24 protein-coding genes are annotated in these 26,803 nt (G+C 56.4%); 8 read left to right on the forward strand and 16 right to left on the reverse strand.

The annotated features are described in order from the left end of the window. Positions 1–39: 39 nt before the first annotated feature. Positions 40–573, forward strand: a complete 534-nt coding sequence (locus HMPREF1986_RS03630) for a hypothetical protein (protein WP_021773411.1) — start codon at positions 40–42, stop codon at positions 571–573. 377 nt (positions 574–950) lie between these two features. Here the strand turns inward: HMPREF1986_RS03630 and HMPREF1986_RS03635 are convergent, their stop codons facing one another. After that, positions 951–1,625: a hypothetical protein gene (locus tag HMPREF1986_RS03635; RefSeq protein ID WP_242837346.1), complete on the reverse strand. Its 675-nt coding sequence runs from the start codon at positions 1,623–1,625 to the stop codon at positions 951–953. A gap of 880 nt (positions 1,626–2,505) precedes the next feature. Between HMPREF1986_RS03635 and HMPREF1986_RS03645 the strand changes: the two genes are divergently transcribed. After that, a complete protein-coding gene (locus tag HMPREF1986_RS03645) occupies positions 2,506–4,143 on the forward strand; it encodes an ABC-F family ATP-binding cassette domain-containing protein (RefSeq protein ID WP_021773417.1) in 1,638 nt (545 codons plus the stop codon). Between the two features lie 138 nt (positions 4,144–4,281). Here HMPREF1986_RS03645 and HMPREF1986_RS03650 read toward each other — a convergent pair whose 3' ends face one another. The 7 genes from HMPREF1986_RS03650 to HMPREF1986_RS03685 all read right to left on the reverse strand — a co-directional run bounded on the left by HMPREF1986_RS03650 (position 4,282) and on the right by HMPREF1986_RS03685 (position 12,959). Beyond that, positions 4,282–5,505 (reverse strand): AI-2E family transporter, encoded by a 1,224-nt coding sequence (locus tag HMPREF1986_RS03650; protein WP_036599160.1) that lies wholly within the window; start codon positions 5,503–5,505, stop codon positions 4,282–4,284. Between the two features lie 156 nt (positions 5,506–5,661). After that, on the reverse strand, positions 5,662–6,591 hold the full coding sequence (locus HMPREF1986_RS03660; RefSeq protein ID WP_021773420.1) for an ABC transporter permease: 930 nt from the start codon (positions 6,589–6,591) through the stop codon (positions 5,662–5,664). Between the two features lie 2 nt (positions 6,592–6,593). Next, a complete protein-coding gene (locus HMPREF1986_RS03665) occupies positions 6,594–7,670 on the reverse strand; it encodes an ABC transporter permease (protein WP_021773421.1) in 1,077 nt (358 codons plus the stop codon). After that, positions 7,667–9,202, reverse strand: coding sequence for an ABC transporter ATP-binding protein (locus HMPREF1986_RS03670; protein ID WP_021773422.1), 1,536 nt, complete (start codon positions 9,200–9,202; stop codon positions 7,667–7,669). The genes HMPREF1986_RS03665 and HMPREF1986_RS03670 overlap by 4 nt, the downstream gene beginning before the upstream one ends. 30 nt (positions 9,203–9,232) lie before the next feature. Next, positions 9,233–10,219, reverse strand: coding sequence for a radical SAM protein (locus HMPREF1986_RS03675; RefSeq protein WP_036599165.1), 987 nt, complete (start codon positions 10,217–10,219; stop codon positions 9,233–9,235). Then, positions 10,219–11,775 (reverse strand): YjjI family glycine radical enzyme, encoded by a 1,557-nt coding sequence (locus HMPREF1986_RS03680; RefSeq protein WP_021773424.1) that lies wholly within the window; start codon positions 11,773–11,775, stop codon positions 10,219–10,221. Before HMPREF1986_RS03680 ends, HMPREF1986_RS03675 begins: the two co-directional genes overlap by 1 nt. A 53-nt stretch (positions 11,776–11,828) precedes the next feature. Then, on the reverse strand, positions 11,829–12,959 hold the full coding sequence (locus HMPREF1986_RS03685) for a BMP family lipoprotein (RefSeq protein ID WP_021773425.1): 1,131 nt from the start codon (positions 12,957–12,959) through the stop codon (positions 11,829–11,831). Between the two features lie 327 nt (positions 12,960–13,286). Here HMPREF1986_RS03685 and HMPREF1986_RS03690 point away from each other — a divergent pair, with 327 nt between their 5' ends. From HMPREF1986_RS03690 to HMPREF1986_RS03700, 3 genes are all read left to right on the forward strand, one after another. Further along, a complete protein-coding gene (locus HMPREF1986_RS03690) occupies positions 13,287–14,219 on the forward strand; it encodes an amino acid ABC transporter substrate-binding protein (RefSeq protein ID WP_036599218.1) in 933 nt (310 codons plus the stop codon). A gap of 66 nt (positions 14,220–14,285) precedes the next feature. Beyond that, positions 14,286–14,933, forward strand: a complete 648-nt coding sequence (locus HMPREF1986_RS03695; protein ID WP_009213563.1) for an amino acid ABC transporter permease — start codon at positions 14,286–14,288, stop codon at positions 14,931–14,933. 17 nt (positions 14,934–14,950) lie between these two features. After that, positions 14,951–15,745, forward strand: a complete 795-nt coding sequence (locus HMPREF1986_RS03700) for an amino acid ABC transporter ATP-binding protein (protein ID WP_021773427.1) — start codon at positions 14,951–14,953, stop codon at positions 15,743–15,745. Positions 15,746–15,809: 64 nt separating this feature from the next. Here HMPREF1986_RS03700 and HMPREF1986_RS03705 read toward each other — a convergent pair whose 3' ends face one another. The 8 genes from HMPREF1986_RS03705 to HMPREF1986_RS03745 form a co-directional block, all read right to left on the reverse strand. Then, the gene (locus HMPREF1986_RS03705; RefSeq protein ID WP_155978759.1) at positions 15,810–16,100 is read right to left on the reverse strand and encodes a hypothetical protein; all 291 of its coding nucleotides are present in this window, start codon (positions 16,098–16,100) and stop codon (positions 15,810–15,812) included. A 38-nt stretch (positions 16,101–16,138) separates the two neighbouring features. Then, positions 16,139–18,157 carry a ferrous iron transport protein B gene (gene feoB / locus HMPREF1986_RS03710; RefSeq protein WP_021773429.1) on the reverse strand — a complete coding sequence of 673 codons (2,019 nt, stop codon included), beginning with the start codon at positions 18,155–18,157 and terminating at the stop codon, positions 16,139–16,141. Beyond that, positions 18,154–18,381, reverse strand: a complete 228-nt coding sequence (locus HMPREF1986_RS03715) for a FeoA family protein (RefSeq protein WP_036599170.1) — start codon at positions 18,379–18,381, stop codon at positions 18,154–18,156. Before HMPREF1986_RS03715 ends, feoB begins: the two co-directional genes overlap by 4 nt. 551 nt (positions 18,382–18,932) lie before the next feature. Continuing rightward, positions 18,933–20,177, reverse strand: coding sequence for a trigger factor (gene tig / locus HMPREF1986_RS03725; RefSeq protein ID WP_021773433.1), 1,245 nt, complete (start codon positions 20,175–20,177; stop codon positions 18,933–18,935). A 13-nt stretch (positions 20,178–20,190) separates the two neighbouring features. Next, a complete protein-coding gene (locus tag HMPREF1986_RS03730; RefSeq protein ID WP_021773434.1) occupies positions 20,191–21,585 on the reverse strand; it encodes an aminopeptidase in 1,395 nt (464 codons plus the stop codon). 141 nt (positions 21,586–21,726) lie between these two features. Continuing rightward, on the reverse strand, positions 21,727–22,380 hold the full coding sequence (lepB, locus tag HMPREF1986_RS03735; protein ID WP_242837347.1) for a signal peptidase I: 654 nt from the start codon (positions 22,378–22,380) through the stop codon (positions 21,727–21,729). Positions 22,381–22,720: 340 nt separating this feature from the next. After that, complete coding sequence (locus HMPREF1986_RS03740) at positions 22,721–23,053, reverse strand: DUF3783 domain-containing protein (RefSeq protein ID WP_021773436.1); 333 nt, start codon at positions 23,051–23,053, stop codon at positions 22,721–22,723. Positions 23,054–23,060: 7 nt separating this feature from the next. Beyond that, positions 23,061–24,059, reverse strand: coding sequence for an alpha/beta fold hydrolase (locus HMPREF1986_RS03745; protein ID WP_021773437.1), 999 nt, complete (start codon positions 24,057–24,059; stop codon positions 23,061–23,063). 275 nt (positions 24,060–24,334) lie between these two features. On the opposite strand from HMPREF1986_RS03745, the gene HMPREF1986_RS03750 reads away from it, so the two are divergent. The 3 genes from HMPREF1986_RS03750 to HMPREF1986_RS03760 all read left to right on the forward strand — a co-directional run bounded on the left by HMPREF1986_RS03750 (position 24,335) and on the right by HMPREF1986_RS03760 (position 26,803). Beyond that, complete coding sequence (locus tag HMPREF1986_RS03750) at positions 24,335–24,853, forward strand: SPFH domain-containing protein (protein ID WP_051273866.1); 519 nt, start codon at positions 24,335–24,337, stop codon at positions 24,851–24,853. 95 nt (positions 24,854–24,948) lie between these two features. Beyond that, a complete protein-coding gene (locus tag HMPREF1986_RS03755) occupies positions 24,949–25,890 on the forward strand; it encodes an SPFH domain-containing protein (protein WP_009213553.1) in 942 nt (313 codons plus the stop codon). Then, the gene (locus tag HMPREF1986_RS03760; RefSeq protein WP_021773439.1) at positions 25,883–26,803 is read left to right on the forward strand and encodes an HAD hydrolase family protein; all 921 of its coding nucleotides are present in this window, start codon (positions 25,883–25,885) and stop codon (positions 26,801–26,803) included. The genes HMPREF1986_RS03755 and HMPREF1986_RS03760 overlap by 8 nt, the downstream gene beginning before the upstream one ends.

The raw sequence follows: 26,803 nt of genomic DNA on the forward strand, positions 1-26,803 counted from the left end.
ACGAAAAACATTCGGGTCTTAGATCGCAGGAAGAAAAAGATGGAAAAAAAGGAAATAGAAGCAATTTTCTTCAGTCGGGAATTTAAACGCTTTCTCATAAAAGCCGGGGATCAAGTTCCTATGCGAAAGCTCATGAAAAAAATTGTCCCTCTTTATGTCGCAGTTCTTTTCCCTATCATGCAGTTGTTTGATATGCATCTACATAAAAGTTCTTTCTTGTCTACACTTTTGTTGATTTTGTTTTACGAGTTTTCCGCCCTGTTTCTCTACTTTTTTCCACACCTCTTTCTTTCTGTTCTGATATATCTCCGAAAAAAGAATATCCTTCCCCCAAATTCTCATGTGAAATTCATGAATGGCATGTCTGCAAAAGAAATCTTGGAGGGAAGATGGAAGTCGAAGATGAGGGCAGTTGAGCTCCAAGATGGAATTGTATTTTTCAATTTTTTCCGTTTAAAGGCTTATATCTATAGACCCCTTTTTAGCGAAAGCACTTATGAAGCCTTACGGCTTATATTCCTTACGCAGGATCTCCACTCAAAAAACAGGGCCAATTCATCAGAAGCTTCCTGAATCGGCCCTATCTTCAAATGATTCTCTGCATTGTCTTACCGTCATAGACTCCGCAGAAATAACGCGGCCTCTTTGGCGTTCTCAAAAATAAGATCTTCCATAGCATAAGCGCAACGGGATGAATGCCCGATTCGCGAATTCATTCAGGAGATCAACGGCTGCATCCGCCGGTATTGCTCCGATCGGCTCATGTCATCCGTTGGCTTTTGGCGCGGAGCGAAATAAGATACTCATGAGTTGTCAACTCATAAGTATCTAAATCCGACGCTGCTTCGAAGATATGTGCCGGGAGCATCTTCTTAATCATCCGGAAGTACTGCCATTCCCGATTTCTGAAATTGGAGAAGGATGGGCAGGCGCCTCAAGCTCTGGTCCCCTTAAATCGTTTCCGCTCCGCTTACCGCAGCAGTCGGAGCGAGAATACCCTCTTTGTTCTCCTGAAAGAGGATAAGCCCTCCCCGAGGCGAATAGCCGGTCTCCCACAGCGCGTCGAGCTTCACCCATTTCGCCTCAGAGTAAGTGAGTGTGAGGACGGAAAAGTCCGCTTCCTCTGAAAGCGGATCCTCCCCCTGATAGCGGCAGCCGATCAGAAGAAACCAGTGCCAGACATAGTCCTCCAGCGCCGGATCTTTGTGATTTAAGATGAGGCAGGGGACGGGAAGAGACGCATCGATCTGACGGAGAACCGCCTTCTTTGCCTCCTCCGGATCGCTGCTCCCCTCCAGGGTTCCGATCCCGATCCCATGCTCCCCCCGGTCCTCCAGATATTTCTGATAGCCCTTTGCAAAGAGGGAGAGCTTATCGATCCCGCTCCAGCGCGGATGAAGATAATGCTTCATCTCCTCCGTGAAATAGAGATAACGGTCTCGATCGATCCTCTCCGGATCCCCGGGATAGAGCGCGCGATGGCCGCGGCGAAGCGCAAAGTAAATGGAACAGTCGCAGGCCGTGACAGCCGCGCAGCCGCCAAGCTGCATCATATGATCCAGACACCAGTCCTGATTCCCACCCAGAGAATCCCCTATATGGAAGAATTCAAGCTCCTTTTTCACCACAGATCCCCCTCCTCAAAGAACGCCCCCTATTGTAGCAAAATCCCGTATTTTTTCAATGCCCGAGAGCCCTTTGACATCCCCCAGAATCTCCGATACAATGATTCCAGCAGTGTCGAAAGTTCCTTCTCCGCGACGTGCTTGCACGAGAGGGGAGAAGGAACTTTATGACACGCCCCCCCCTCATGAGCATGCAGCGGGGCGCAGCCACGCGGGAATGCGAATGAAGGGCGCGGGGCAGGAGCGGCTGAGCCGCGAAGCCACGCGGGAATCATTGTTCGTGTGAGAACATACTCTTCCGCGACGTGCTTGCACGAAAGAGGAAGAGGGACTTTATGACACGCCCCCCTCATGAGCATGCAGCGGGGCGCAGCCACGCGGGAATGCGAATGAAGGGCGCGGGGCGGGAGCGGCCGGGCCGCGAAGCCACGCGGGAATCATTGTTCATGCAGGAACATGATCTTCTCGAAAATCATGCTCTGCGAAGAAAGTCCCTCTTCCGCAACGTGCCTGCACGAAAGAGGAAGAGGGACTTTATGACACCGGAATCATACTCTACGAAGAAAGTCCTTCTCCGCGATGTGCCTGCACGAAAGAGAAGAAGGGTCTTTATGACACCGGAATCATGCTCTGCGAAGAAAGTCCTCTTCCGCGACGTACCTGCACGAAAGGGGAAGAAGGGTCTTTGCACAGGAACATGATCTGTAAGAAATCATAATTATGATCCTTGCGGAATGATGTGCTTCGCGAAATCCTATGCTGCTGCACGGCGAAGCTCCGAAAAATCACGGGGCCCGCGGAATCATGATCCGCAGATGGAAAAGCGAAGCAAGGGAAATATTTCAGGAAAAGAAAAGAAAGGGAGAGCTGGGAAGATAAGATGATCGCTGCAAGCAATGTAACCTACAGAGTGGGAAAGAAGGCACTCTTTGAGGATGTCAATATCAAGTTTACCGAGGGAAACTGCTACGGGGTAATCGGCGCAAACGGCGCGGGAAAGTCCACCTTTTTAAAGATCCTCTCCGGCGCGCTGGAGCCGGGCTCCGGGGAGATCATCGTGACGCCGGGGCAGCGCCTGTCCGTCCTCGAGCAGGATCAGTTCAAGTACGACGCCTATCCTGTGATCGAGACGGTCATCATGGGAAATTCCCGCCTCTATGAGATTATGAAGGAAAAGGACGCCCTCTATCAAAAGCCCGATTTCTCCGATGAGGACGGCATCCGCGCGGCGGAGCTCGAGGGAGAGTTCGCCCAGATGGACGGCTGGAACGCGGAGACGGACGCGGAGACCCTTTTAAACGGCCTCGGGATCGGAACTCCTCTCCACCGCGAGCTGATGTCCTCCTTAAAGGGCTCCGAGAAGGTCAAGGTCCTCCTCGCAAAGGCGCTCTTCGGAAATCCCGACATTCTCCTCCTCGACGAGCCGACGAACCACCTCGACCTGAACTCCATCGAATGGCTGGAGGACTTCCTCATCGGCTTCGAGAACACCGTCATCGTCGTCTCCCACGACCGCTACTTCCTGAATAAGGTCTGCACGGGCATCGCGGATATCGACTACGGGAAGATCACGCTCTTTGCGGGGAACTATGATTTCTGGTTCGAGTCCTCCCAGCTCATCGTCCGCCAGCAAAAGGAGGCGAACCGGAAGAAGGAGGAGAAGATCAAGGAATTGCAGGAATTCATCCAGCGCTTCTCCGCAAACGCCTCGAAATCCAAGCAGGCGACCTCCCGGAAGCGCGCCCTCGAAAAGATCGAGCTCGAGGACATCAAGCCCTCCTCCCGCCAGTACCCCTATATCCAGTTTAAGCCAAACCGCGAAATCGGGAATGATGTCCTGGAGGTAAAAAACCTCACAAAGAGCATAAACGGCGTAAAGGTGCTGGACAATATCAGCTTCAACCTAAACCGGACGGACAAGGTCGCTCTCGTCGGCCCGAACGAGCTCGCAAAGACCGTGCTCATGCAGATTCTCTCCGGGGAGATGGAGGCGGATTCGGGGGACTACAAGTGGGGGCTCACGACCAGTCAGTCCTACTTCCCGAAGGACAACAGCAGGGAGTTTCAGTCCGAGGACACGATCGTCGAATGGCTGACGCAGTACAGCCCGGACAAGGACACCCAGTATGTCCGGGGCTATCTCGGCCGTATGCTCTTTAAGGGAGATGACGGCGTGAAGAAGCTGAATGTGCTCTCCGGAGGAGAGAGAGTCCGCTGTATGCTCTCAAAGCTCATGATCTCCGGGGCGAATGTTCTCCTTTTGGATGAGCCGACGGATCACCTAGATATGGAGGCGATCTCCGCCCTGAATGACGGCTTAAAGAATTTCCCGGGCGTCCTCCTCTTTTCCTCCCGGGATCACCAGGTGGTAGAGACCACGGCGAATCGGATCATGGAGATCATCGACGGACATCTGATCGATAAGCTGACGAGCTACGACGAGTACCTCGCCTCCGATGAAGAGATCAAGAAGCGCTTCACCTTTACGCTCTCAGAGGCCGACGCAAGCGACAATTAAATGGATTCTCGGATTCTTTAAGAGGGAGCTCCTGGACCGGAGAGCTCCCTCTTTTTGCGCGCTTTCTGCACGCTCTTTGCCGCTTTTCTTGATGGAAGCTATGTCCTTCCCCGCCGATTTTTGATGCTTTCGAGTTTCTCAGGAGACAGGATCTCCCGCGGGGAACCTTCTTTCCTCCTTATAGCGGAGCAGGCGGTCAAACTGAATCTTTAAAAGGCTCCCGACAGGGACCGCGATCAGCATGCCCAGGAAGCCGCCCGCCGCGCCTCCGATCAAAAGAGAGGCGATGACAAGGAGCGGGTGTACATTCACACTGTCGCTTAAGAGCTTCGGATTTATGATATTTCCATCCAGGGTCTGGATCACAAAGAGGAGGGGGAGCGCGATCAAAAGTCTCCGGTAATCTCCGTAGAGGAGACAGATCAGGAGAGTCGAGCCATAGGCGACCAGGGGTCCGGTATAGGGGATCAGATTTCCGATCCCCGTGAGGATTCCGATAATGAGGGCGTATTTCACGCCGACCAACGCCAGGACGGCACTGACCAGGACCATCATGATGACGGCGTCGATGATCTGCCCGCGGATATAGCCGGAGAAGGCCCGGTCCGCATCCGAGAGAAAGACGCCGAGAAGGCGGAAGATCCGCTCACCGAAGAGGAGGCGGAAGGCTCTCCCCCAATAGCGGGCGATATTTTCCCCGTCCAGGAGAAAGTAGATGCAAAAGATCAGAGCGAAGACAAAGCTTGAGAGGAAGGAGCCCACATTCCCGAAGGTCGACAGGATCCCCTGCAAAAAGCCCTGGAGGAAGGACAGTCCCGTCCCGACCCCATCCTGCAGATATTGGCTGAAGTCGCTCCCCCCGACCGGGAGCTTTGAGAGCTTCTGCAGGATATCCTGGTAGAAGCTGTTTACGGCGGCGGCAAAGCCGGAGGCCATCTCCCAGAGATTATCCATGTCAGCAAGCTGCACGCTGCTTGTGAGCGCGGAGACCAAAAGGGACAAAAGCAATGTGACGGAAAGGATCACGAGGAGGAAGGTTAAGAGGAGTGCGGCGGGCCGGCATCCTCTCCGCTCCCCTCTTCCCTTCCCTTTCTTTTCCCCTGCACTTCTTCTCTCCGGGAGGATCTCCTGAAGTCTCTTCTCCCAAAATTCCACCACCGGACTCAGAAGATAGGCGAAGGAGAAGCCGAGCGCAAGGGGCTTTAGGACGATGAGGAGCCAGCCGAAAATCCCCTCCGCCGACTTCAGAAAATCCCCGAAGTGATCCACCAGCTTGCTTCCGATATAGAGGAGCAGTGCAGTCGCGATCACATAGAGAGAAAGGATGAGGTACTGCGGTTTCAAAAGCTTCTTCCAGTCCATTTCCATCGATCTCCTTCCCTTCGTCGATTTCTTCTGCCTCCGTCTCCTTCTCCTGATGCATCCCTCTTCGCTCCCTTCTCTTTGGAATGGGAGCCTCCGCCTCTCGCTTTCCCGGAAAGAGGGGAGCGGAGGACGGCTCCCGGGAGCCTTACCGAATCATTTTGATCTCAGATAGGGCTTTCCGTTTGCGGCCGGGACATGTCCCGCCCCGACGAAGAGGATCAGGGTGAGCAGCGTCACGACATAAGGGATCATGGAGAGAAGGTGCGGTGAGATCAGGTTCGAGCCGCCAAGAAGAGAGCGGAGCCCGTTGCAGAGCCCGAAGATCAGGCAGCCGAGGAGGGTCCCCTGCGGCGTGAACTTCCCGAAGATCACCGCCGCGATCGCGATGAAGCCCTGCCCCACGATGACGGAGGGGCGGAACTGCGAGACCGTCGCCAGCGTCACAAACGCTCCCCCCAGCCCCGCGAGAAAGCCCGAGAGGATGACCGCGGTATAGCGGACCCGGTAGACATTGATCCCGAGCGTCGCGCAGGCCTCCGGGTGCTCTCCGACGGCCCGGAGCCGCATCCCGTAGCGCGTTTTGAAAAAGACGAACCAGAGAAGGAGGACGAGAAGGAAGCTGAGATAGGCCACGGAATAGGTCGAAATCACATTGTAGGCGAAGGAGCCCGCCGGAAAGACTCCGACGAACATCTTCGGAAGCTTCGCCGCTGTATCGAGCGCCGGGCTGTCGGAGGAGTTCTCAAAGATCGCCTTGCACAAAAACACCGCGCAGCCGGGGCCGATGAAGTTGATTGCCGTGCCCGCGATGGTCTGGTCCGCATGCAGACTGATGCAGGCCACGGCGTGGATCAGGCCGAGGAACGCCCCAGCGAGCCCTCCGCAGAGGAAGCCGATCCAGCCGCTGTTGGTATAGTAGGCGGCGAGAGCGCCGACGAAGGCGCCGATCGTCATCATTCCCTCGATGCCGATATTCACAACGCCGGATCTCTCCGAGAAGCAGGAGCCGAGTCCCGCGAGGAGGAGCGGCGGCGTGGAGATGAGCATCGCATTGATCAAAAGTCCGAGATAGGTGAGCAGCATACTTATTTCCCTCCCTCCCCTCTGACGGCCCTCAGGAGCACCGTGCGGACCGACGGGGTGATCGCAATGAAGAGGATGATCGTCCCCATGATGATATTTACGACCTCCGTCGGGACATTCACGACGGTCAGCTTATTCCCTCCGTACTTCATGGCCCCGTAGAAAAGTCCCGAGAAGATGCATCCGATCGGATTCGTCCCGCCGATCAGGGCCACCGTGATCCCCTGGAAGCCATAGCCCTCCTGTGAGGCGAACTGGGCGATCCGCTCCGCCATGCCGAGGACCTGCACCGCCCCGCCGAGCGCCGCCAGCATGCCGGAGATCCCCATCGAGAGGAGAAAGACTCTCTTCGAATCGATGCCGGCGTATTCCGCCGCCGAGCGGGAATAGCCCACCGCGCGAAGCTGATAGCCGAAGCTCGTCTTCGCCATGATAAACCAGATGAGAAGCGCCGCAAGGAGAGCGAGCACGATGCCCCAGTGGATATCCGTACAGCCGCTCAGGCGCGAGAAGAACTCCGGCATGCGGATGCTCGCGCTCTTTAAGATATTCTTGCTGGCATCCGCCCCCTGCTCCGTGTGGATCACCTTTTGGTTGATCACATAGTTTGAGAAGTAAAAGGCGATCCAGTTCAGCATGATGTAGGAGAGGACCTCATTGATCCCCTTCTTCACCTTGAGAAGACCCGCGAGAGCGCCCCAGAGCCCTCCCGCAAGAGCCGCCGCAAGCAGGCACACGATCGCGTGAAATGGCGCCGGGAGCGGGACGAGGAGACCCACGACAAGCGCCGCGAGGCTTCCCATGATATACTGCCCCTCTGCCCCGATGTTGAATACGCCGGTCCGGAAGGAGAAGGCGACCGAGAGCCCCGTAAAGATGAGCGGCGCGGCATAGACGATGCTGTAGACGACGAACTTCGGCTTTCCGAAGATCCCGTTCCAGAGCTTCCCGTAGGCCACCGTGGGATTTACGCCGATCAGAAAGAGGAGGATCGCGCCGAGCAAAAATCCGAGCGCGATGGAAAGAAGCGTATAGAGCGTCGGACTTTTCAAAATTTTCTGTTTCATTCCGCTTTTCATTCCGCTTTTCCTCCCGCCATCAAAAGACCAAGCTGATACTCGTCCGCATCCTTCCCGGGCATCTCCCCCGCGATCCTTCCGTCGAAGATGACGGCGATCCGATCCGAGAGCCCCATGATCTCCTCCAGCTCGAAGGAGACCAGAAGGATCGCGCGGCCCTTGTTCCTCTGTCCCAGAAGATAGCTGTGCACAAACTCGATCGCGCCGACATCGAGCCCTCTCGTCGGATTAAAGGCGATCAGAAGCTCCTTGTCATTTGTCACCTCTCTGGCGATGATAACCTTTTGCTGATTCCCTCCGGAGAGCTGTCCCGCGGGCCGCTCCTCGCAGCCTGAGGGGCGGATATCAAAGCGCTCGATCAGCTCCGCCGCATGCCTTCGGATCGCCCCCTTGTTGAGGATCCCCCGATGCGAATACGGCCTCTGCCCGAAATTCTGTAATATGAGATTCTCCGCCACGGTGAAGTCGAGCACCAGTCCGTGCTTCTGCCTGTCCTCCGGGATGCTGGAGACCCCCTTTAAGAAGGTATCGCGCGGCGTATGATTTAAGATGTTTTCTCCCCCCATCCTCACCTCGCCGGACTCCGCCTTGGAGAGGCCGGTGAGAATCTCCACAAGCTGGGACTGCCCGTTTCCGTCGATCCCGGCAAGTCCCAGGATCTCTCCTCCGCGGATTGAGAGACTGAGCCCCTTCAGGATCTCCGCGCCGCGGTAGTCCCTCGCCCGAAGCTCCTTTACGGAGAGGACCGTCTCCCCCGGATTCCTCTCCTCCTTCTCCGCCCGGAGGCTGACCTTCCGCCCCACCATGAGCGATGCGAGCTCATCCTCCGTGTGCTCCGAGACCTTCACCGTATCAATATACTTTCCCCTCCGGATGATCATACAGTGATCTGAGCTCGCCTTGATCTCCTTCAGCTTATGCGTGATTAAAAGGATGGATTTTCCGGCGGCCGTGAGGCTTCGGATGATCTCCATGAGCTCGTCGATCTCCTGTGGCGTGAGGGACGCCGTCGGCTCATCCAGAATCAGGATCTTCGCCCCCCGGTAGAGGACCTTCAGGATCTCCACCCTCTGCTGCATTCCGACACTGATGTCCTCGATCTTCGCGTCCGGATCGACCTTCAGATTGTAGCTCTCCGAGAGCTCCAAAATCTTTTTTCTCGCCCCCGCAAGGTCCAAACTGAGCCCCTTCCTCGGCTCTGAGCCGAGCACGATGTTCTCCGTCACACTAAAGGGCGGAATCAGCATAAAGTGCTGGTGCACCATGCCGATACCGAGCGTGATCGCCTTCTCCGGGCTGTCGATCTCCACCTCTTTTCCCTCGACCCGGATCACGCCCTCCGTCGGGCGGTACATGCCGTAGAGCACATTCATCAGCGTGGATTTCCCCGCCCCGTTCTCTCCGAGTACCGCGAGAACCTCCCCTTTGTGAAGTTTAAGATCGATATGATCGTTTGCGACGAAGTCCCCGAAGCGCTTCACGATGCCGCGCATCTCGATGACCACGGTCTTCCCGTCCATGTTGCTTCCCATATTTCTCCCCTGCTCCCTTTCCCGTCTTCCCTACAGAGTCAATACCTTCGCCGCCCCCTCGCTTTTTGCGATTTCCAAGAGGCGGGACATCTCCTCCTCCGTCGGGCTCTCGAAATCCCGATATTCCGCTCTCACGCCGTTCTTCCGAAAGGCGATGATCTTATAGCGGACCTCCGGGTAGGGCCGGAGCATCCTCGCGCATTCCCGGATGCAGCCCTCATAGTCGAAAAGCCCCGGCACCACCACAGTTCGAAGCTCATAGAGCTTGCCGCATTGCAGGAGAGCGCGCAGATTTCCGAGGACCTCCTCATTGCCCGTTCCGGTGACTTTTTCATGCTCCTCTCTCTTCCAGGCCTTGAGATCCAGCATGACACCGGAGAGGAGCGGAAGCAGTCCCGCGGGATCCTCCGAAAAATCATAGCTTCCATTCGAATCGAGCAAAAGCTCCAGCCCCTCCGAAAGAAGGAGGGCGGCGAGCTCCCGGAGGAAGGCCGGATAGAGGGTGCACTCTCCGCCGGAGACCGTCACTCCCCGGATAAAGGGACGATTTTTGGACAGCTCCCGGAGGAGCTCCTCCGGACTCATCCAGCGGATGCGCGGGCTCGCGTCGTGACGACATATCCGGATGCAGCGATCACAGCCAATGCACTTTTCCGGAGAAAAGAGCACCCATCTCCCGGAATGGGGGCTTTCCCGCTCTCTCTCCTCCGAAATGCCCTCTCTTTTTTCTTCCCCCCAAAAAGGGCAGGAGGATAATGCAGACGCCCCCAGTCCGGACTCTCCTCTCTCTTCCCCCGGAAAAGGGCGGGATGCGGAAGGAAGAGGAGAATCGGAGAAATACAGCGCGCCTCCCGGACAGCCCTCCACGCAGTCCCCGCAGTGGATGCACAGCTTCCGGGTCTCCGGATTATGACAGTACTTACAGTTGAAATTACAGCCCTGTAAAAAAACGGCGGTCCGGTTTCCCGGCCCGTCGACTGCGCTGAAAGGGATAATCCGGTTGACCGGAGCCCTCATCAGCGGACTCTCCTCTCCAGAATATGGCCATTTTGCTTTGCGCCCATGCCGAGCGCCGTCGTATCATGCTTCACATTCCCGCCCTTCTCGAGAGTTTTGATCTCCGAGCGCTTCACGAGATAGCCGGTGATCCGGATCACATCGGAATCACTGGAGTAGAAGGAGAGGTAGCGGAGCTTCTTCTGAAAGGCTCCCTTAATGATATCCATGATATATTCCGGATTCCGGTGCACTGTCCGCTCAATCGGAAAGATATCTCCCGTCCCGGAGGGAAAATAGCGGTGGAAGCGGCTCAGAAGCTCCAGCTGATCCACAAGCTCCTCCGGCTCCTCCCCGATCGGAATCCTGGTCCCGGGGCTGATACCGATGTCACTGGAGATCCCGACCTGCGCGTGCAGGAGAAAATGCCCGCCGCTCACCTCGCAGTAGGGATTTCTGTGCGCCTCGTTAAAGGCGGAAATTGTGTCCATGATGCGGACGCCGAGCGACGCGGCCTCCTCGGAATGCCCGAAGCGAAGGCCCTTCTTCCCCTCTTTCTCGAGCAGGAGATTGACCGCCTCCGCGAGTCCCACAAGGCCGAACATCGCCGTAAAGCGCTCCCTTCGGATGAAGCCCTCCTTCGCGAGGAAATTGTTCTCGAAGAAGCCGGACTCCTCGACGATGAAGCGGATCCGCTCATCCATATAGCGGGCCTGAAGATCCATCACATAGGGGAGCTCCCGGGAGAGGAAGTCCTCAATCCCCTTCGCGCGCTTTGCGATATTTCCGAGGATCAGACGGCAGAGCGTATAGGAGCCTCCTCCCTCGGGGAGACCGTTGTAGCAGGATGCGATGACATAATCCGGCCCGAGCTCCGAGCGAAACATCGCATCGTTCGCAAAGCTCGGCTTTGCGCTCTCCAAAGCGGCGCGGACCGCCTCCAGCAAAAACGCATCCTCCGTCAGGGAGGCGTCATACTTCATCGTCATATTCGGGACCGCGTCCTTCGTCTCCGCGATCGCACGGAGGATGAGACTTCCCGCCTTCGTCCTCTCAGGGCCGATGTTTCCGTGGGAGAAGGAGTCCAGGATCGTCCGGTCCATATGGATGAAGAAAGCCCGGATCAGCCGATAGGCCTCCTCCTCGTCCATGGAAGAGACAAAGGGCTCCAAAAGCCGGTCCAAAGCCCCCACATAGACCGGATAATTCGTGACGGAGGGGACATGCTTATAGAAAATCTCCAGCGCATTGATCGCCTCATAGAGATCTCCCGGCGCCCCGAGCTCCAGGAAGGAGGAGCCTCCCTTTAAAAAGCGCCCGTAGTCCGGAATGATGTATCGGGGGCGCATCGGCGCGTGCCCCTCAAAGAGATCGCAGATGCACTGCGTCTCGATCGGTGCATCGAGGAGCTCGGAGAGCCCCTCCGGGAGGTTCAGCACCTCCAGGAGGGAATCCGCGAGGGATGCCATCGCGGCGACCTTCTGCTCATGCGTCAGCACGGGGGATTTCACGGTCTTAAGCATCTCCTCCCGTGTCTTCTCCACCCTCTCCATCGTGATTTCTCTCATTTTTCCCATTCGCTCCCTCCGTCCGAAGGCCGGGCGGCTAAACCTCTGTCTCTCCCTGCTCCTTAGTCGTCCAGCTCGTAGACAGAGCCGTACTTTGCCTCGAACTCCGCCTTTGTCTTCGGGACCGTGATCTCCCCGGAGATGATCTTCTTCTTGAGCTCCTCGACCTCAGAGAGCACGGTCGGATCGATATTGTCCGTGACCGGCGCGAGATCCACGCCCTCATCTGCGAGTGCGTAGGTCTTGACTCCCGGCTCCAGCTTCCCTTCCGCGAGCTCCTTTGTGACATCGAAGACCGCATTGTCCACCCTCTTCATCGCGGAGGTCAGGATTGTCTTCGGTGCGATAGAGCTCTGGTCGGAGTCCACGCCGATCGCCCAGATTCCGGCCTCCTTGCAGCCGTCGATGACGCCGAGTCCCGTGCCGCCCGCCACCTGGAAGATGACATCCGCTCCCTGCGCGACCATATTGTTCGCCGCGGTCTTTCCGGCAGCAGTGTCCGCGAAGGAATTCGCATTGGTCTGGAGCACCTTGATTCCGGGATTGGCGTCGATCGCACCGGCGAGATAGCCATATCCGAACTGGTGCATGAGATCCGTCGCCATGCCGAGCACGATCCCGATCGTATTCTTCTTCGTCGTCTTTGCCGCCACATAGCCGGCCAGATAGGAGACCTGCGCCTGCTCAAACATGAGAGAGGTCACATTTTTCGCATCCGCGAGGGAAGCGTCGTCCACGATTGCGAACTTCACATCCGGATGTGCCGCGGACTCCTCCTTCAGCGCATCCGCAAGCGCATAGCCGATGCAGATGATGAGATCATAGTCCTCGTCCACGAAGTTTTCGATATTCGGCTTATAATCCGCATCTGTGTGCGATTCCTGGTACTTCGCCTGCACACCGAGCTCCTTCTCCGCCCTCTGGAGGCCCTCCCAGGCCGACTGGTTGAAGGATCCGTCATTGACCCCGCCGACGTCTGTCACGATCCCGACCTTAAGGCCGGAGGCATCGGCTTTTTTCTCCTTGCTCTCGCCCTTCTCCTCCGCTGCGCTGCTCCCCTTCTCCTCCTTCCGGGACTCTTCCTTTGTCCCCTCGGAGGCGGCCTTTGTGCTCTCCGCCGCGGAGCCTCCGCAGGACGCGAGAGACGCCGCCATGAGAAGCGCCATCATTGCCGAAAGAATTCTCTTTTTCATAATACTCCTTCCGCCTGCCGCGCAGGCAAAACCGCACCGTGACGGAAAGACTGCCTCTCCTCCGCCCGATCTTTCTTATTATTATAAGGAAATATGCACAAAACCGCAAGAATAAGAAAAGAAAAGTCTTGACAGCATTAGTTTAGCATGGTAACGTGTTATCACGCTAAACTAATGTCGGAAGGAATTCGACACCGGCAGAAATCCAGCTTCCCGCCTCACTGCAGCGCGGCAGAAAAGAGAATAACAGCAAAAGCCGCGGATCCTGCGAGGCAGGCGGAACTTCCGCAGGGAGGACATCTCAAAAAGAGTATTATGGAGGGTATTATGAAAAGAAAGCTTTGGATCGGAATCGCAGCGATCGCGGCGGCCGCACTGCTCAGCGGCTGCGGAGGAGAGAGCTCCGAAAAGGCGACGATGCAGGGAACGGAAAAGGTGACGGAGAAGGCCGAGGAGAAGAGCTCCGAAGGCTCTGCCCAGGCGGAAAAAGGCGAGGCGGAGAAGAGCGTGAGCAAGGAAGGGAGCGTGAAGACGCCGAGCGGAAAGTTCACCGTCGGCTTCGATCAGGAATTCCCGCCGATGGGCTTCGTCGATGATAAGGGCGGCTACCAGGGCTATGACCTGGAGCTCGCGGAGGAGGTCGCAAAGCGCCTGGGGCTCGAATTTGTCCCCCAGCCGATCAACTGGGACGCAAAGGATATGGAGCTTTCCTCCGGCAATATCGACTGCATCTGGAACGGCTTCTCCATGCAGGGGCGGGAGGACAAGTACAGCTGGGTCGGCCCCTATATGGCAAATGAGCAGGTCTTTGTCGTAAAGGATAATTCCGGCATCGAGACGCTCGCAGACCTTTCCGGAAAGGCCGTCGAGGTTCAGAAGGACTCCTCCGGACTGGACGCCCTGAAGGAGGAGGAAAATAAAAAGCTGAAGGAATCCTTCTCCTCCCTCACGGAGGTCGCGGACTATAATACCGCTCTGATGGATCTCCAGTCCGGTGCCTGCGATGCCGTATGCATGGATTCCGTCGTCGCTGGATACCAGATCACAAATTCGGAGAAGAAGAATCCGAGCTCCGAGGAGAAGATGAGGATCCTCTCCGACACCCTCTCCGCAGAGGAGTACGGGATCGGCTTCCGAAAGGGAGAGGACGAGCTCGCGCAAAGTGTAAAAACTGTCCTTCTTGAGATGGAAAAGGACGGAAGCACGGCGGAGATCTCCCGGAAATGGTTCGGAAAGGACGATGTCTTCACTCTGAAATAGCGCTCCTTCCCCTCCCGGAAGCTCCCGCAGCTCTTCTTTTACTTCCCAAACAGAAAGGATTTCGGAATGGCGGAGATACTTCTTCCTCTTCTCAAGGGCCTCGGCGTGAGCTTTCAGATCTTTCTGATCACGCTTATCCTATCTCTTCCTCTCGGCCTCCTCGTTTCGCTCGGGAGGATGAGCCGAAACGGCCCCCTCTCCGCCTTGATCCGGATCTATATCTCCATCATGCGGGGGACGCCGCTCATGCTGCAGCTCTTTGTGGTCTACTACGGCCCCTACTATCTCTTCCGCATCCGCTTAAGCCCCGGCTACCGGAATATCGCGGTCTGCATCGGCTTTGTCATAAACTACGCCGCCTATTTTGCGGAGATCTACCGCTCCGGCATCCAGTCCATCCCGAAGGGGCAGTATGAGGCCGCGGAGATCCTCGGCTACAGCAGGGCCCAGAGCTTCCTCCGCATCATTCTCCCCCAGGTCATAAAACGGATCCTGCCTGCCGTCACAAATGAGGTCATCACCCTGGTAAAGGACACCTCCCTCGCCTTCTCCATCTCGGTGATGGAAATGTTTACCGCGGCCAAGGCCCTCTCCTCCGCTCAGAGCTCCATGACCCCTCTGATCGCCGCCGGAATTTTCTACTATATCTTCAATTTTATCGTGGCCTTTTTGATGGAGAGGCTGGAGAAGCGCCTCGATTATTACAGCATCTGATAAATGGAGAGGACGAAATGAATGTCTTGGAAATGAAAAATGTGCGGAAGGATTTCGGCTCTCTGGAGGTGCTGAGAGGCGTCGATCTCAGCGTCTCGGAGGGAGAGATCGTATCCGTCATCGGTCCCTCCGGCTCGGGAAAGTCCACGCTTCTCCGCCTGGCGACGCTCCTCGAGCGAATGGACTTCGGAAGCCTCTCCTATGAGGGCATCGCGGCGGCCTATGAGGGCATCGCGGCGGCCTATGAGGACGAAGGCGGCCGATCGGTCTACGCCTCTCCGAAGACATTGAAGGAGCTAAAGTCCATCTACGGACTCGTCTTCCAGAGCTTCCACCTCTTCCCGCACTGGAATGTGCTGCAAAATGTGACAGACGCCGTAATCCACGTGCAGAAGCGCCCGAGGGCGGAGGCGGAGGAGAGGGGGCGGGAGCTCCTCTCCCGGATGGGTCTCCTCGAAAAGGCGAGGAGCTACCCCTGCGAGCTCTCTGGAGGACAGCAGCAGAGAGTCGCGATCGCAAGAGCCCTGGCCCTCCGCCCGAAGCTCCTCTTTTTCGACGAGCCGACCTCCGCCCTGGACCCCGAGATGAGCGGGGAGGTCCTGAAGCTGATCCTCTCCCTCCGGGAGCTGAAAATCGCCATGGTCATCGTCACCCACGAGATGGGCTTTGCGAGGGAGATCTCCGACCGCATCCTCTTCATGGCAGAGGGCTCCGTCCTCCTCTCGGGGCCCCCGGAGGAGGTCTTCCGCTCGGAAAATGAGCGGATGAAGAGCTTTCTCAGCAGGGTCCGGGGCTTTTCGGAGAGCTCATAGGAAACGGCTTTTCGGCGGGTCTCTCAGAGGGAGCAAGTGAAAGAAGAGGTTCCGCTTTGAAGGATCAGCTTCCATCCCTCCCCTCGGGAAGATTGATTTCCCACATTTCTCCCATATTCAGCATACTTTCCCCGGGGATGCAGCCCCCACAGGCACTCTCTCCGCCTTTTGCACCTTCCGTACAGCCTGTACAGCCTCCGCAGGCGAAGGTGAGAGAGACTCTCCTTATGATCCCCATATGCTCCATATACTCCAGCTTCCTGCTTATGTCTTCCGGAGTCGTATGCAGTTCGGAAGCCAGCATGACGGTTGTGCGGCTATGACCGTCCTTTAACAATTCCAGCAGCTCTTGCATAAATCCCTTTCCAAACATTGCGCTGACACAGTCTCCCATCAGAAGATCAGCAGGCCGATATGGTAAGCAATCGCTGCGATCAGCAGCGCAGTTATCGTATAGTACAGCGCAATTCTCAGCGTCCACTTAACCGAATGAATCTCCTGATAGGTCGCCGCGAGCGCCACCACGCACGGCATGTTGAACGTGATTGCGAAGATAAAGGCCAGGGCCTCCGGCTTGGATATATTGGACAGCAGAATTTCGTTCAGATCAGAGGCCCGTGCACCGCCGCTCATTGCGGCGTTGAAAGCGCCCGAGAAGCTGCCGCCGGTAAAGAGCGCGCTGATGACGCCGAGTGCGCCCTCCTTCCCGACCGAGGAGGCGATGAAGGCCACAAAGAGCCGCCAGTTCAGGCCAAAGAGCCTGGTCAGCGGCTCGATGGCAGCGCCGAATCGATACAGAAGCGGCACGCTGTCCGCAGAAAAAGAATAGCTCAGCAGCCAGAAAACCGCACACACAAGCAGGACGACCTTGGTGACACGGATAAAGGTATCCTTTGTACGGCCAAGGACATAGCGGAGCAAAGCGCCCCATTTCGGCCTGTGATAAGGCGGAAGTTCCATGATCATGCCGCAGCGGTCCTGCTTCCTGACCAGCCCCCGGCCGAATATTCCGGCCGTGATCCGCATATGGAGCAGCATGGTCAACAGGATTGCGATGATGATTATGACTGCGCCTGAACCGAAGAACAGCGATGAAAGCATCGGGACCACGGCCCACGCGGCGCCGCAGGGAACCGACCACGCGAGCGCGATGGTCAGGACCTTCTGCCCCCAATTATCGATGACGCGAGTGCCCGCGGCACCTCCTATCGTGCAGCCGAAGCTGACAAGAAAAGGCATCACGGATTTGCCCTGAAGGCCAAGTTTCCCCATCGTATTGTCAAAGACATATGAAATTCTGGCCATGACCCCGGCCTCTTCCAGAAGGCCGAATACCAAGGTGACACCGAATACGAATCCGAGCATCTGAAAAATATAAGCCAGTGACTGGATCAAAACGGTACAGACAATCGCCACGATGAAATCCGGACATCCCACGGATTGAAGAGCGGCGCCTACCGGTGCCTTGAGCGTGGAAAACAGCCAGCCAAAGCCCATCAGCGGAAGAGCTGGAATAAAAGAGAGGATGAGTCCTGACAGAATCGTGAGGATAACGGCCGGTTTCCCCCAGATCCTGTGCGTATAGATTCGGTCCAACCTGCCGAGTACGACGTTCTGCTTTTTCTCTTGGACCGCATCGGAAAGAATTTCATCGATCCAGGCAAACTTCGCTCCTCCGGTTTCCACGGCCCCCTGTACCCCATTTCGGAATGCGTTGATTCTGGAGACCTCATTTTCATCCATCGTGTTTCTCAGCTTTGCGAGGACTACCGGGTCATTTTCCAGCGCCTTTGCGGCGAGCCACATAGAGGAGCAGCCCGGAATCAGGTCCCCGGGCATCCTTTGCTGAATCTCCGTATACCCTTCGATCTTCGCGTACCTCGCCGCAAGCCCCGAAGCGTTCAGCACCTTTTTCTCTTCGACCGCCCGTTCCAGCGCCTTATAAAAAGGAGCATAAGCTTTCTTGTCATTTGCGGAGAAGAGGACAGTCGGAACACCCAGTTTCTTTTCGATCCGAGCGGCATCGATTCTTTTCCCCCTGGCGGCAGAGACATCTGCCATGTTGAGAAGCAGGAGACAGGGTACCGTAATGCCCGCATAGTCGGCGACCATAAAAAGGCTTCGCTCCAGCTGGGAGCTGTCCGTCAGAATGCAGACCAGGTCAGCCTGACCCGATGCGATGAAATCCCTCGTGATGACCTCTTCGTCCGAGTTGGCCGACAGACTATAAGAACCCGGCAGGTCCGCGAGCTCATAATCTCTTCCATTATAGCTGAAAGAGCCTTCCTTCTTTTCGACTGTTTTCCCCGGCCAGTTTCCGACATGCTGATGCAGGCCGGTCAATGCATTAAAGAGTGTTGACTTTCCTGAATTCGGCTGTCCCAAAAGTGCAATGCATATCTTCCTTTTCATGCTCCCCCCTCCGTCACTTCTATTCCGCCGCATTCCACACGATTCAGGGCAATCATGGTATCTCTCGAGTAGACAAGGACCGGCCGGTTCTTATCGTTTTTGACGACATGCAGCCTGCATCCGGGTGTCAGGCCGATGGACGTGATCCGGCTGATGAAACGAGTGTCTCCATCCAGTTTCGCGACTACGGCGTCGCTGTTTTCCTTCAATTCACTTAACTTCATACGCCCTCCTTTTATCATCATGATCCCATCTCAATCAGCGGCCTTTTCAAAATCCAGCAGAGTGCAACCGGCAATCATAATAGCCGCACAGATTACCAGTATATTTATGATATTTTCAGATAAAAAGAGGCTGTTCATTTTTCCATTTTGTTTTGTCAGATCCCCGATTTCATCTTTTTTATTAGCTTATACTAACTATTATAGTAAGGATAACGCCAAAGGTCCATACCTTTCCAGGCAGCTTGCTCCGTTTCGGTTTTCAGCTTCGGATCAGGCAGCTTTCGGATCAGGCGGCCTCTCTCTGTGCCTTGACAAAGAGCGCTTCTCTCAAGAACTCCGATGCAAAAGATCAAAAAAGGCCTCAAGTCAAAATCCCGTCATTTCCTGCTGCATACAGCGCGAAAGGACGGGATCTTCTTTTGATTCTTTCCACAAAATGTGTGTAAAAACGAAATAATTGTGGATAAGTCCCGTAGAAGCATTCTTTTTCGCAGGAACTTATCCACAATATATAGGTCAATTGCCTTCCCTGACCGCAAGGGATGCCTGTCTTACTTCGCGGCCGTACTGCTCTCTGCCGGAGCGGCGGTGCTGCTCTCCGGCACCTCGCTCGTCTCCTCCTGCACCGTCGTCTTTACCTTGGACTCGATGTAGTCCAGCACCGCCATCGTGACGGCCTCGCTCTCGATCGTCTCCTTTCCGAACTCCTCGATCAGCTTATCCTTATTGTATTCCTTTCCTGTGATCTTCGTCGCATTCTCCGCGACCTTATTGATGAGATCATCATTCAGCTTGATGCCCTGATCCGCCGCGATCTTCTGGATGACGAAATACTGCTTTCCGTACTCCTCCCCCTGCGTCTCCATCTGCGTTCGGAAATCCTGGACGCTCGTTCCGTACATGTTCAGCATATCGGAGATCTTCATGCCGTACTTCTCGATCTGATCCAGCTGACTCCGGATCGCATAGGCCGTCGCGTACTTCTTCATGCTGTCAGAGAGCGTGATCTCGGACTTATCCACGATATCGGCGAGTGCCTTCTGCTGGATCTCCATATGGTAGTTATAATCGCTGCCCGCGACCATGCGCTCCTTCATCTGCGTCCGGAAGGCATCGACCGTCTCCGCCGTGGTCTCCTGATAATTCTTCACCCACTCATCCGTGAGCTCCGGCGTCTTCTCGACGCTGTTTATCTTGACCGAGAATTCCGCATCCTTTCCGGCGACATCCTTGTTCCGGTAGTCCTGCGGGAAGGTCACCTTCACCGTGACATCCTCTCCGCTCTTGTGCCCGATCAGCTGATCCTCAAAGCCCGGGATGAAGCTGTTTGAGCCAAGCTCCAGTTCATAGCCCTGTGCGGATCCGCCATCGAAGGTCTGACCGTCGATCTTTCCCTCGTAATCGATGTTGACGCTGTCTCCCTTTTCCGCGGGCGCGTCGACCTTGGTCTTATTGCCCTCCAGGATATAGCGGATCTGATCCTCTACCTCATCGTCCTTGACCTCTTCCCGCGGGCTCACCGTCACCTCAATCGTGCTGAGATCCGGGAGCTTGATCTTTCCCATCTTCGAGACCGCCGGGGCCTTCGGGACCTTTGTCTCCTCCAGCTTCTTCAGCTCCGGATCATCCTCGGAAACCTGTGCCGCGGAGGAAGACTCCGAGCCGGACTCGGAAGCGGAACCGGACTCCGCTGCCGCCGTGCTGGACTTTGCATCTCCCTTCTTCCCGCAGGCCGCTGCCATCATTGCAGCCGCAAAAAGAGCGGCGGCTAAAATCATCCTTTTCTTTCTCATCATTTCCCCTTCTCCTTTATTCTTTGTTGAAAGCGCAGAATGCCCGATAGGTATAGTAGACATCCAGCTTCGAGGTGATCTCAAAGGGCGCATGCATCGCGAGCACCGCGACTCCCAGGTCCACAGTGTCCACATCCATATTCCCCATGAACTGCGCGATGGTTCCTCCGCCTCCCTCATCGACCTTTCCGAGCTCCCCGGCCTGCCAGAGGACGCCGGCCTCCTCCATATAATGGATCATTCGGTACATGGTCTCCGCGGAGGCGTCATTGGAGCTGTACTTCCCGCGGCTTCCCGTGTATTTCGTGAGAACCGGACCGTGGTTCATACAGGAGCTGTTGTTCAGCTCAAAGACATCCGGGAAGCTCGGATCATAGGCCGCATTGACATCCGCGGAGAGGCAGAGCGAATTCCGAAGCACATCCCTCACCCTAATCCCCTCGCTCTCCGCGAGGTCCTCCATGTAATGAAGCAGGAAGTCCGAGGCCATGCCGGTATTTCCCGTGGATCCGATCTCCTCCTTATCCGTGAGATAGGTCACCGTCGTATACTCCGGCTTCTTCGCATCCAGCTCCGCCATGAGAGCCGTGTAGGCGCAGACCTTGTCATCCTGCCCGTAGGCTCCGATCATGGAGCGGTCCAGTCCGACATCGACGGCCTTCTGCGCGGGGACCATTGTGAGCTCCGCCCGGAGGAAGTCCTCCTCCGTGATGCCGTATCTCTCATTCAGAAGGGAGAGGACCTTCAGCTTAAAGGCCTCCTTCAGCTCGGAGTCCGGAATCGGAAGAGATCCCAGGAGGATATTGAGCTCCTCCCCCTTCAGCCCGTCCTTAAGGGGGCGCTCGTTCTGCTTCGCGGAGAGATGGGGCAGGAGATCCGTCACGACAAAGACCGGATCACCGGGCTCCTCTCCGAGCTTAATGTCCACATGGCTCCCATCCTTCCGCATCACTCTTCCGTGGAGAGCAAGCGGTGTCACCCCCCACTGATACTTCCGGATCCCACCGTAGTAATGCGTCTTAAAATAGGAGAGCTCCTCCTTCTCATAGAGCGGATTCGGCTTTAGGTCCAGCCTGGGTGAGTCAATGTGCGCGATGTTGAAGTGCACTCCTTCGGCAAGAGACTTCTGTCCGATCGTCGTGAGGATCAGATTCTTTCCCCGGTTCAGGAAGAAGAGCTTCGCGCCTGCCGGGTATTTTTTCCCGCGCTCAAAGGGCTGATAGCCCCTCTTCTTTGCGAGCTCCAAAGAAACATCGACACATTCTCTCTCGATCTTCGAGCGGTCCAGAAAGCTCTTATATCCCTCGGAAAACTTCTCCGCCTCCGAAAAATCACCGGGCCGCTCCATCCCGATATTTTGCTTTCTTCGGCAGAGCCTCTCCTCCAGCTTCTGTCCTTCTGTTTTTTCCATCTGAGTCACATCCTTCCTTAAACAAGATATCTATGCCGAAATGAGCGCCGAAGAGACCATAGCTCCTCCGCCTCCTTCGCTGCGGCTATATCCCGGGCCTCTTTGGCAGTCTACGTCCCGGCTGTGTCCTTTTTGTGAAAATCAGTGAATGATGCCGAAATCGCTGAGCGGCCAGTATCTCAGGTAGACCTTCGCGAGCATCTTCTCCTTCTTCACAAAGGGATACTCTCCCCAGTATCTGGCATCCGCAGAATTGTTCCGGTTATCCCCCAGCATATAGTAGCAGTCCTCCGGCACCGTGACGTCCACCTCCGGAAACTGGTTCCCGTCGCAGAGCATGGGCTCCGGAAGATAATTCTCCTCCTGCTCGACGCCGTTGATGTAGAGCGTTCCCACCGGAAGCTTCCCGCTGGAGGAGCTCACATTGATCTTATGGATCTTTGAGAGGTCCACCTCCCCGCTCCGCTTGATCTGGATGTGATCTCCCGGAAGGCCGATGACCCTCTTCACATAGTAGATCACCTGATTCTTGCTGTCCTCCTGTCCGCAGAGCGGGCATTTCCCCTCATCCGTCTCCCGGTAGCGATTGCCGCAGTTTCTGCACTGATAGCCGTAGACAAAGATCGCGACATCTCCCCGCTTCACTTCCCCGAAGTGATAGCTGAGACGGGAGCCGAAGACCCGGCTCCCCGCCATGATCGTATCCTCCATGGAGCCGGTCGGGATCGTGGAATTCGCTATCACGAAATTATTGAGAAGAAATGCCGCGACGCCGGCGATGAGAAGGATCTTCACCCACTCAAAAAGCTCCGCGAAAAAGCCGCCCTCTGTCTCTTCCTCTCTCCTTCTTCGGGATCCCTTCCTCCGCTTCTCCTTTTTCTCCGGGCTCTGCTCCCCGGCTTCCCCGGGCCCTTCTCTGTCCTCCGACCCCTCTTTCTCCGCGTCCTCTCCGGGAGCGCCTAAGCTCCTCCTGCTCTTAAGCTCTCGGAGAAGAGGCGGTACGGAAGCGCTCCCCGTATCTCCTCTCTCCTCAGAATCCGATCCGCTTCGCCCCGGATTCCCGAGCTCCTCTCTCTCTTCCTCGTCTTTTGCCATGCGTTCTCCTCTTAATCCTCCGCAGCGGAATCAGCATAGATCATGTCCTTTTCCTCTCCTGATACCGCTTCATGGACTCATGCTCCTTCCGGAGCTCCTCATAGAGTCTTCGCAGGCTCCAGCTCCGATTGCTCTCTGTCTCCGTACACTTATAATCCACCCGGAGCCCGAGAAGCCGGAGCGCGGAGAGGAAGTCCCCGAGCTCCGCCCCCGTAAAGCCGATCAGCTTCATAAGCTCCGCGTCCTCCGGCAGACCTTCCAGCTCCTCCTCTTTGGGCTGAAGCAGCTCGATATGGCGAAGCGCCGCAAGCGCTCCGATCTTTTGCTCCTTCTCCGCCTCTTTTCGATTGATATACAGAAGTTTTTTCTCCATACTGTCCCTAACGCTCTCTGAGCGCTCCTTCCCTCTCCTCTGTCTTCCCCTGATCCCTGCGGGAAGAGCCCGGATCCGCTGCACTCCTTCGCAGAGGCTCATGCTGATCCAGCCAGTCCTCCAGCATGGCGACGACCTCCCAGCGGATATCCTCATTCAGCGTTTCGTGGCGCTTTCCGGGATAGATGCGAAGCTTGAGATCATGATGCCCGCTCGCCTTCAAAAGAGCGTAGACCATGGCCGGCCCTATGCCGTATTCCCCGACCGGATCCGAGCCCCCCGAGAAAAGGAGGATGGGGATGTCCGGCATTTTCCGGAACCACTCCTCCCCGGAGATCTGTATCAGACCATAGAGCATATCACGATAGGCGCCGATCGTAAAGCTGGAGGAGAGCGGATCATCCTCATAGCTCAGACAGACCTCCGCCATACTGCAGCACCAGGCCCCGAGATTCACCGGGTCCTTGATGTGTCGGTTAAAGTAGCGGGAGAGCAGTCTCCCGTAGAGCTTCGCATCCGTATCCTCTCCGAAAAGCTTCGCCTGCGCCGTCATAAAGCGATAGACCGGGGCATAGAGGGGACTCGGTCCCGCCGTTCCGGAGAGGAGCAGCGCATCCGCCTCCCCCGGAAAGCGGACGCAGAAAAGTCTCGCGAGAAAGGAGCCCATGGAATGCCCGAAGAGGCAGAGCGGAAGACCCGGAAACCATTTGCGGACCTGCAGGATATTTCTCCGGATATCGTGGAGCATATAGTCCCAGCCCCGTTCCGGGCCGAAGGAGCCCTCCGCATTCGCGGATCTCCCATGCCCCTGCAGGTCGAGAAGCGTCACGATATAGCCCCGGGCACTCAGATGCTCGGCGAGGAAACGGTAACGGTCCGAGTGGCTCTGCATCCCGTGCAGGATGCACACAATCCCCCGCGCCCCGCATCTCTCCTCCCGGTAGAGCACCGAATAAATACTGCCGTTTCCATTGGCAGATTCTCTTCTCCAGACGCGCCGCTCCATCCTCTCCCCTCCTCTTATCTCTCAAGGCCTTCCCCTGAATTCCTTCAATGACATTCCTTCCAAATAGAAGCCCTGCCGCTTTTCCGCCCCGGCGGCAGGGATTTGCTCCTCTAAGCCGCCGGGCAGAGCAGTCAAGCTATTTTATCATCACAGCGCATAAATTACAAATCTCCCGAGAAAGCAGCGGCACATCTCCCCATTTTTGTGCTATCATGGGGAAAAGACGCAAAGGCAGTGCTTCGCTGCCCCTCCGCCGATTCTTAAAGGGGGTTTTTATGCCATTCTTTCTTCTTTTCATCCTTATCCTTTACATTGCCGTTTTTCTATGCATATCCATGCGGGTCGTGCCGAAGGGCAGAGTGCTGATCATCGAGCGCCTCGGCCGCTATCACGCATCCTGGCAGCCGGGAATCCATTTTCTTGCTCCCTTTATCGATCGTATCCGAGGGAAGATCAATCTGGAGGAGCAGAGCGCGAGTTTCCCACCTCAGACCTTCCGCACGGAGGATCATGCCTCGCTGCAGATCGACGCCGCCGTCTTCTTCCTCATCAGCGATCCGAAACGCTATACCTACAGCGTGGACGATCCGAACTCAGCGATCGAAAAGCTGACGACTGCGGCGCTCCGTGAGATCATAGCTTCTATGGACCGTGATACCGCTCTGCACTCCCGGGACGAGATTCAATCCCAGCTTTTCTCCCTTCTCAAAGACGGCGCCGATGTCCTGGGCATCCGGATCAGCCGCGTCGAGCTGAAGGATGTCTCCCGGGCGCCCGACAGCTTCACCTGGTAATAAAGGGATAGCGCATCTTTCCGTTTTTGTGCTATCATGATGCAGGAAAAGATCCGTCACTCCTCAGCCGTTTTTCCACTTTAAGGAGGTTTTTTATGCCATTTTTTATTGTCGTCATCCTTTTTATCCTCGCCATCGTTCTTCTATGCATTACCGTGCGGGTCGTGCCGGAGGCCAGGGCGCTGATCATCGAGCGCTTCGGAAGCTATCATGCGACCTGGCGCCCGGGGCTTCATTTTCTTATCCCCTTTATCGATCATGTCTCAAAGCACATCAATCTGAAGGAGCAGGTCGCGGATTTCCCTCCCCAGCCGGTCATTACGAAGGATAATGTCACCATGCGGATCGACTCCGTCGTCTTCTTCGTCATCACCGATCCAAAGCTCTATGCCTACGGCGTGGACAATCCGATCGCCGCGATCGAGAACCTGACCGCCACGACGCTTCGAAACATCATAGGCTCCATGGACCTCGATACCACTCTGACCTCCCGGGATGAGATCAACACCCAGATGCGCTCCCTCCTCGACGTCGCCACAGACCCCTGGGGCATCAAGGTAAACCGCGTCGAGCTGAAAAATATTCTCCCCCCGGACGCCATCCGGGAGGCGATGGAGAAGCAGATGAAGGCGGAGCGGGAGAAAAGAGAGGCCATAACCCTCGCGGAAGCGAAGAAGCAGTCCGCCGTCCTCACGGCAGAGGGAAATAAGCAGGCCGCCATCCTGAACGCCGAGGCGGATAAGCAAAAGACCATCCTCGCCGCAGAGGCGCAGAAGGAAAAGGAGATCCGTGAGGCCGAAGGACGCGCTCAGGCGATCCGAAGCGTCAAGGAGGCGGAGGCCGAGGGTATCCGCCTGATCCGGCAGGCCGGCGCGGACGACGCGGTCCTGAAGCTCCGGAGTCTTGAAGCCTTCGCCTCTGTCGCAAACGGACGGGCGACGAAGATCATTATCCCCTCTGACCTCCAGAATATGGGAGGACTTCTCGCAGGATTAAAGGAGACCTTGGACACTCCGATCCCGGAAAAGAATGATTAAGATCATATTCTTTGATATCGACGGCACCCTCCGTCCCTTTGAAACGGGAAGGATCCCGGACTCTGCAAAGCTCGCTATAAAAAGAGCGCAGAGGGCCGGGATCCTCTGCGCGATCGCGACCGGGCGCCACTGGATGGAGATCTACGGAGAGAGGCTCATAGAAGAGCTCTTTTTTGATGCCTATGTGACGCTGGACGGGGAATTCTGCTATGTCCTCCCCCATGCCCCGCGCTCTGCCGCACAGATCCCGCTCCGGGATCCTTCCTTTCGTTTCGATCTCCGGGCAGAGGAAAGGCTTGCCCCGGAAATGGATCCAAGGCTCGGAGATATCGTCCAGAAGATCCCTCTTCCGACGGAGCAGGTCATGGCTGTGCTCCGCCTCGCAGAGAGGGAGCGCTTCCCCGTTCTCATACAGGAGGAGCGCCGGATCTACGCCAATCTCGTAAACGAGGAGCTTCTCCGCTGTCTCTACGAGATCCGAAACGACATCGTCCCCCCCGTGCTCCCGATCCGAGAGGCCGCGGAAAATCCGGTCTATATGCTGATACCGGTCCTCTCCTACGAGGAATCTCTTAAGATCCCTCCCCTGATCCCGGACTGTCAGCTGGTCCGCTGGTCGGACGGAAGGTCCTTCGACCTTACGAAGAAGGGAATCAATAAGTCCTCCGGCATCGATGCGGTGCTCCGCCATCTCCGCCTCTCCCGCTCTGAAGCCGCTGCCATCGGAGACGGCTGGAACGATATCGACATGCTCTCCCGGGTCGGGCTCGGCATCGCGATGGGAAACGCGAAGCCGGAGTGCCGGGAGGCGGCCGATCGCATCTGTCCCCCTATCCTGGAGGACGGCCTCGCCCATGCGGTGGACTGGATCCTCCAAAGAAACCGGGAGGAGAGAGCGCAAAAAGAGGGCTGA

Source organism: Oribacterium sp. oral taxon 078 str. F0263, from assembly GCF_000469565.1.
GTDB lineage: Bacteria > Bacillota > Clostridia > Lachnospirales > Lachnospiraceae > Oribacterium.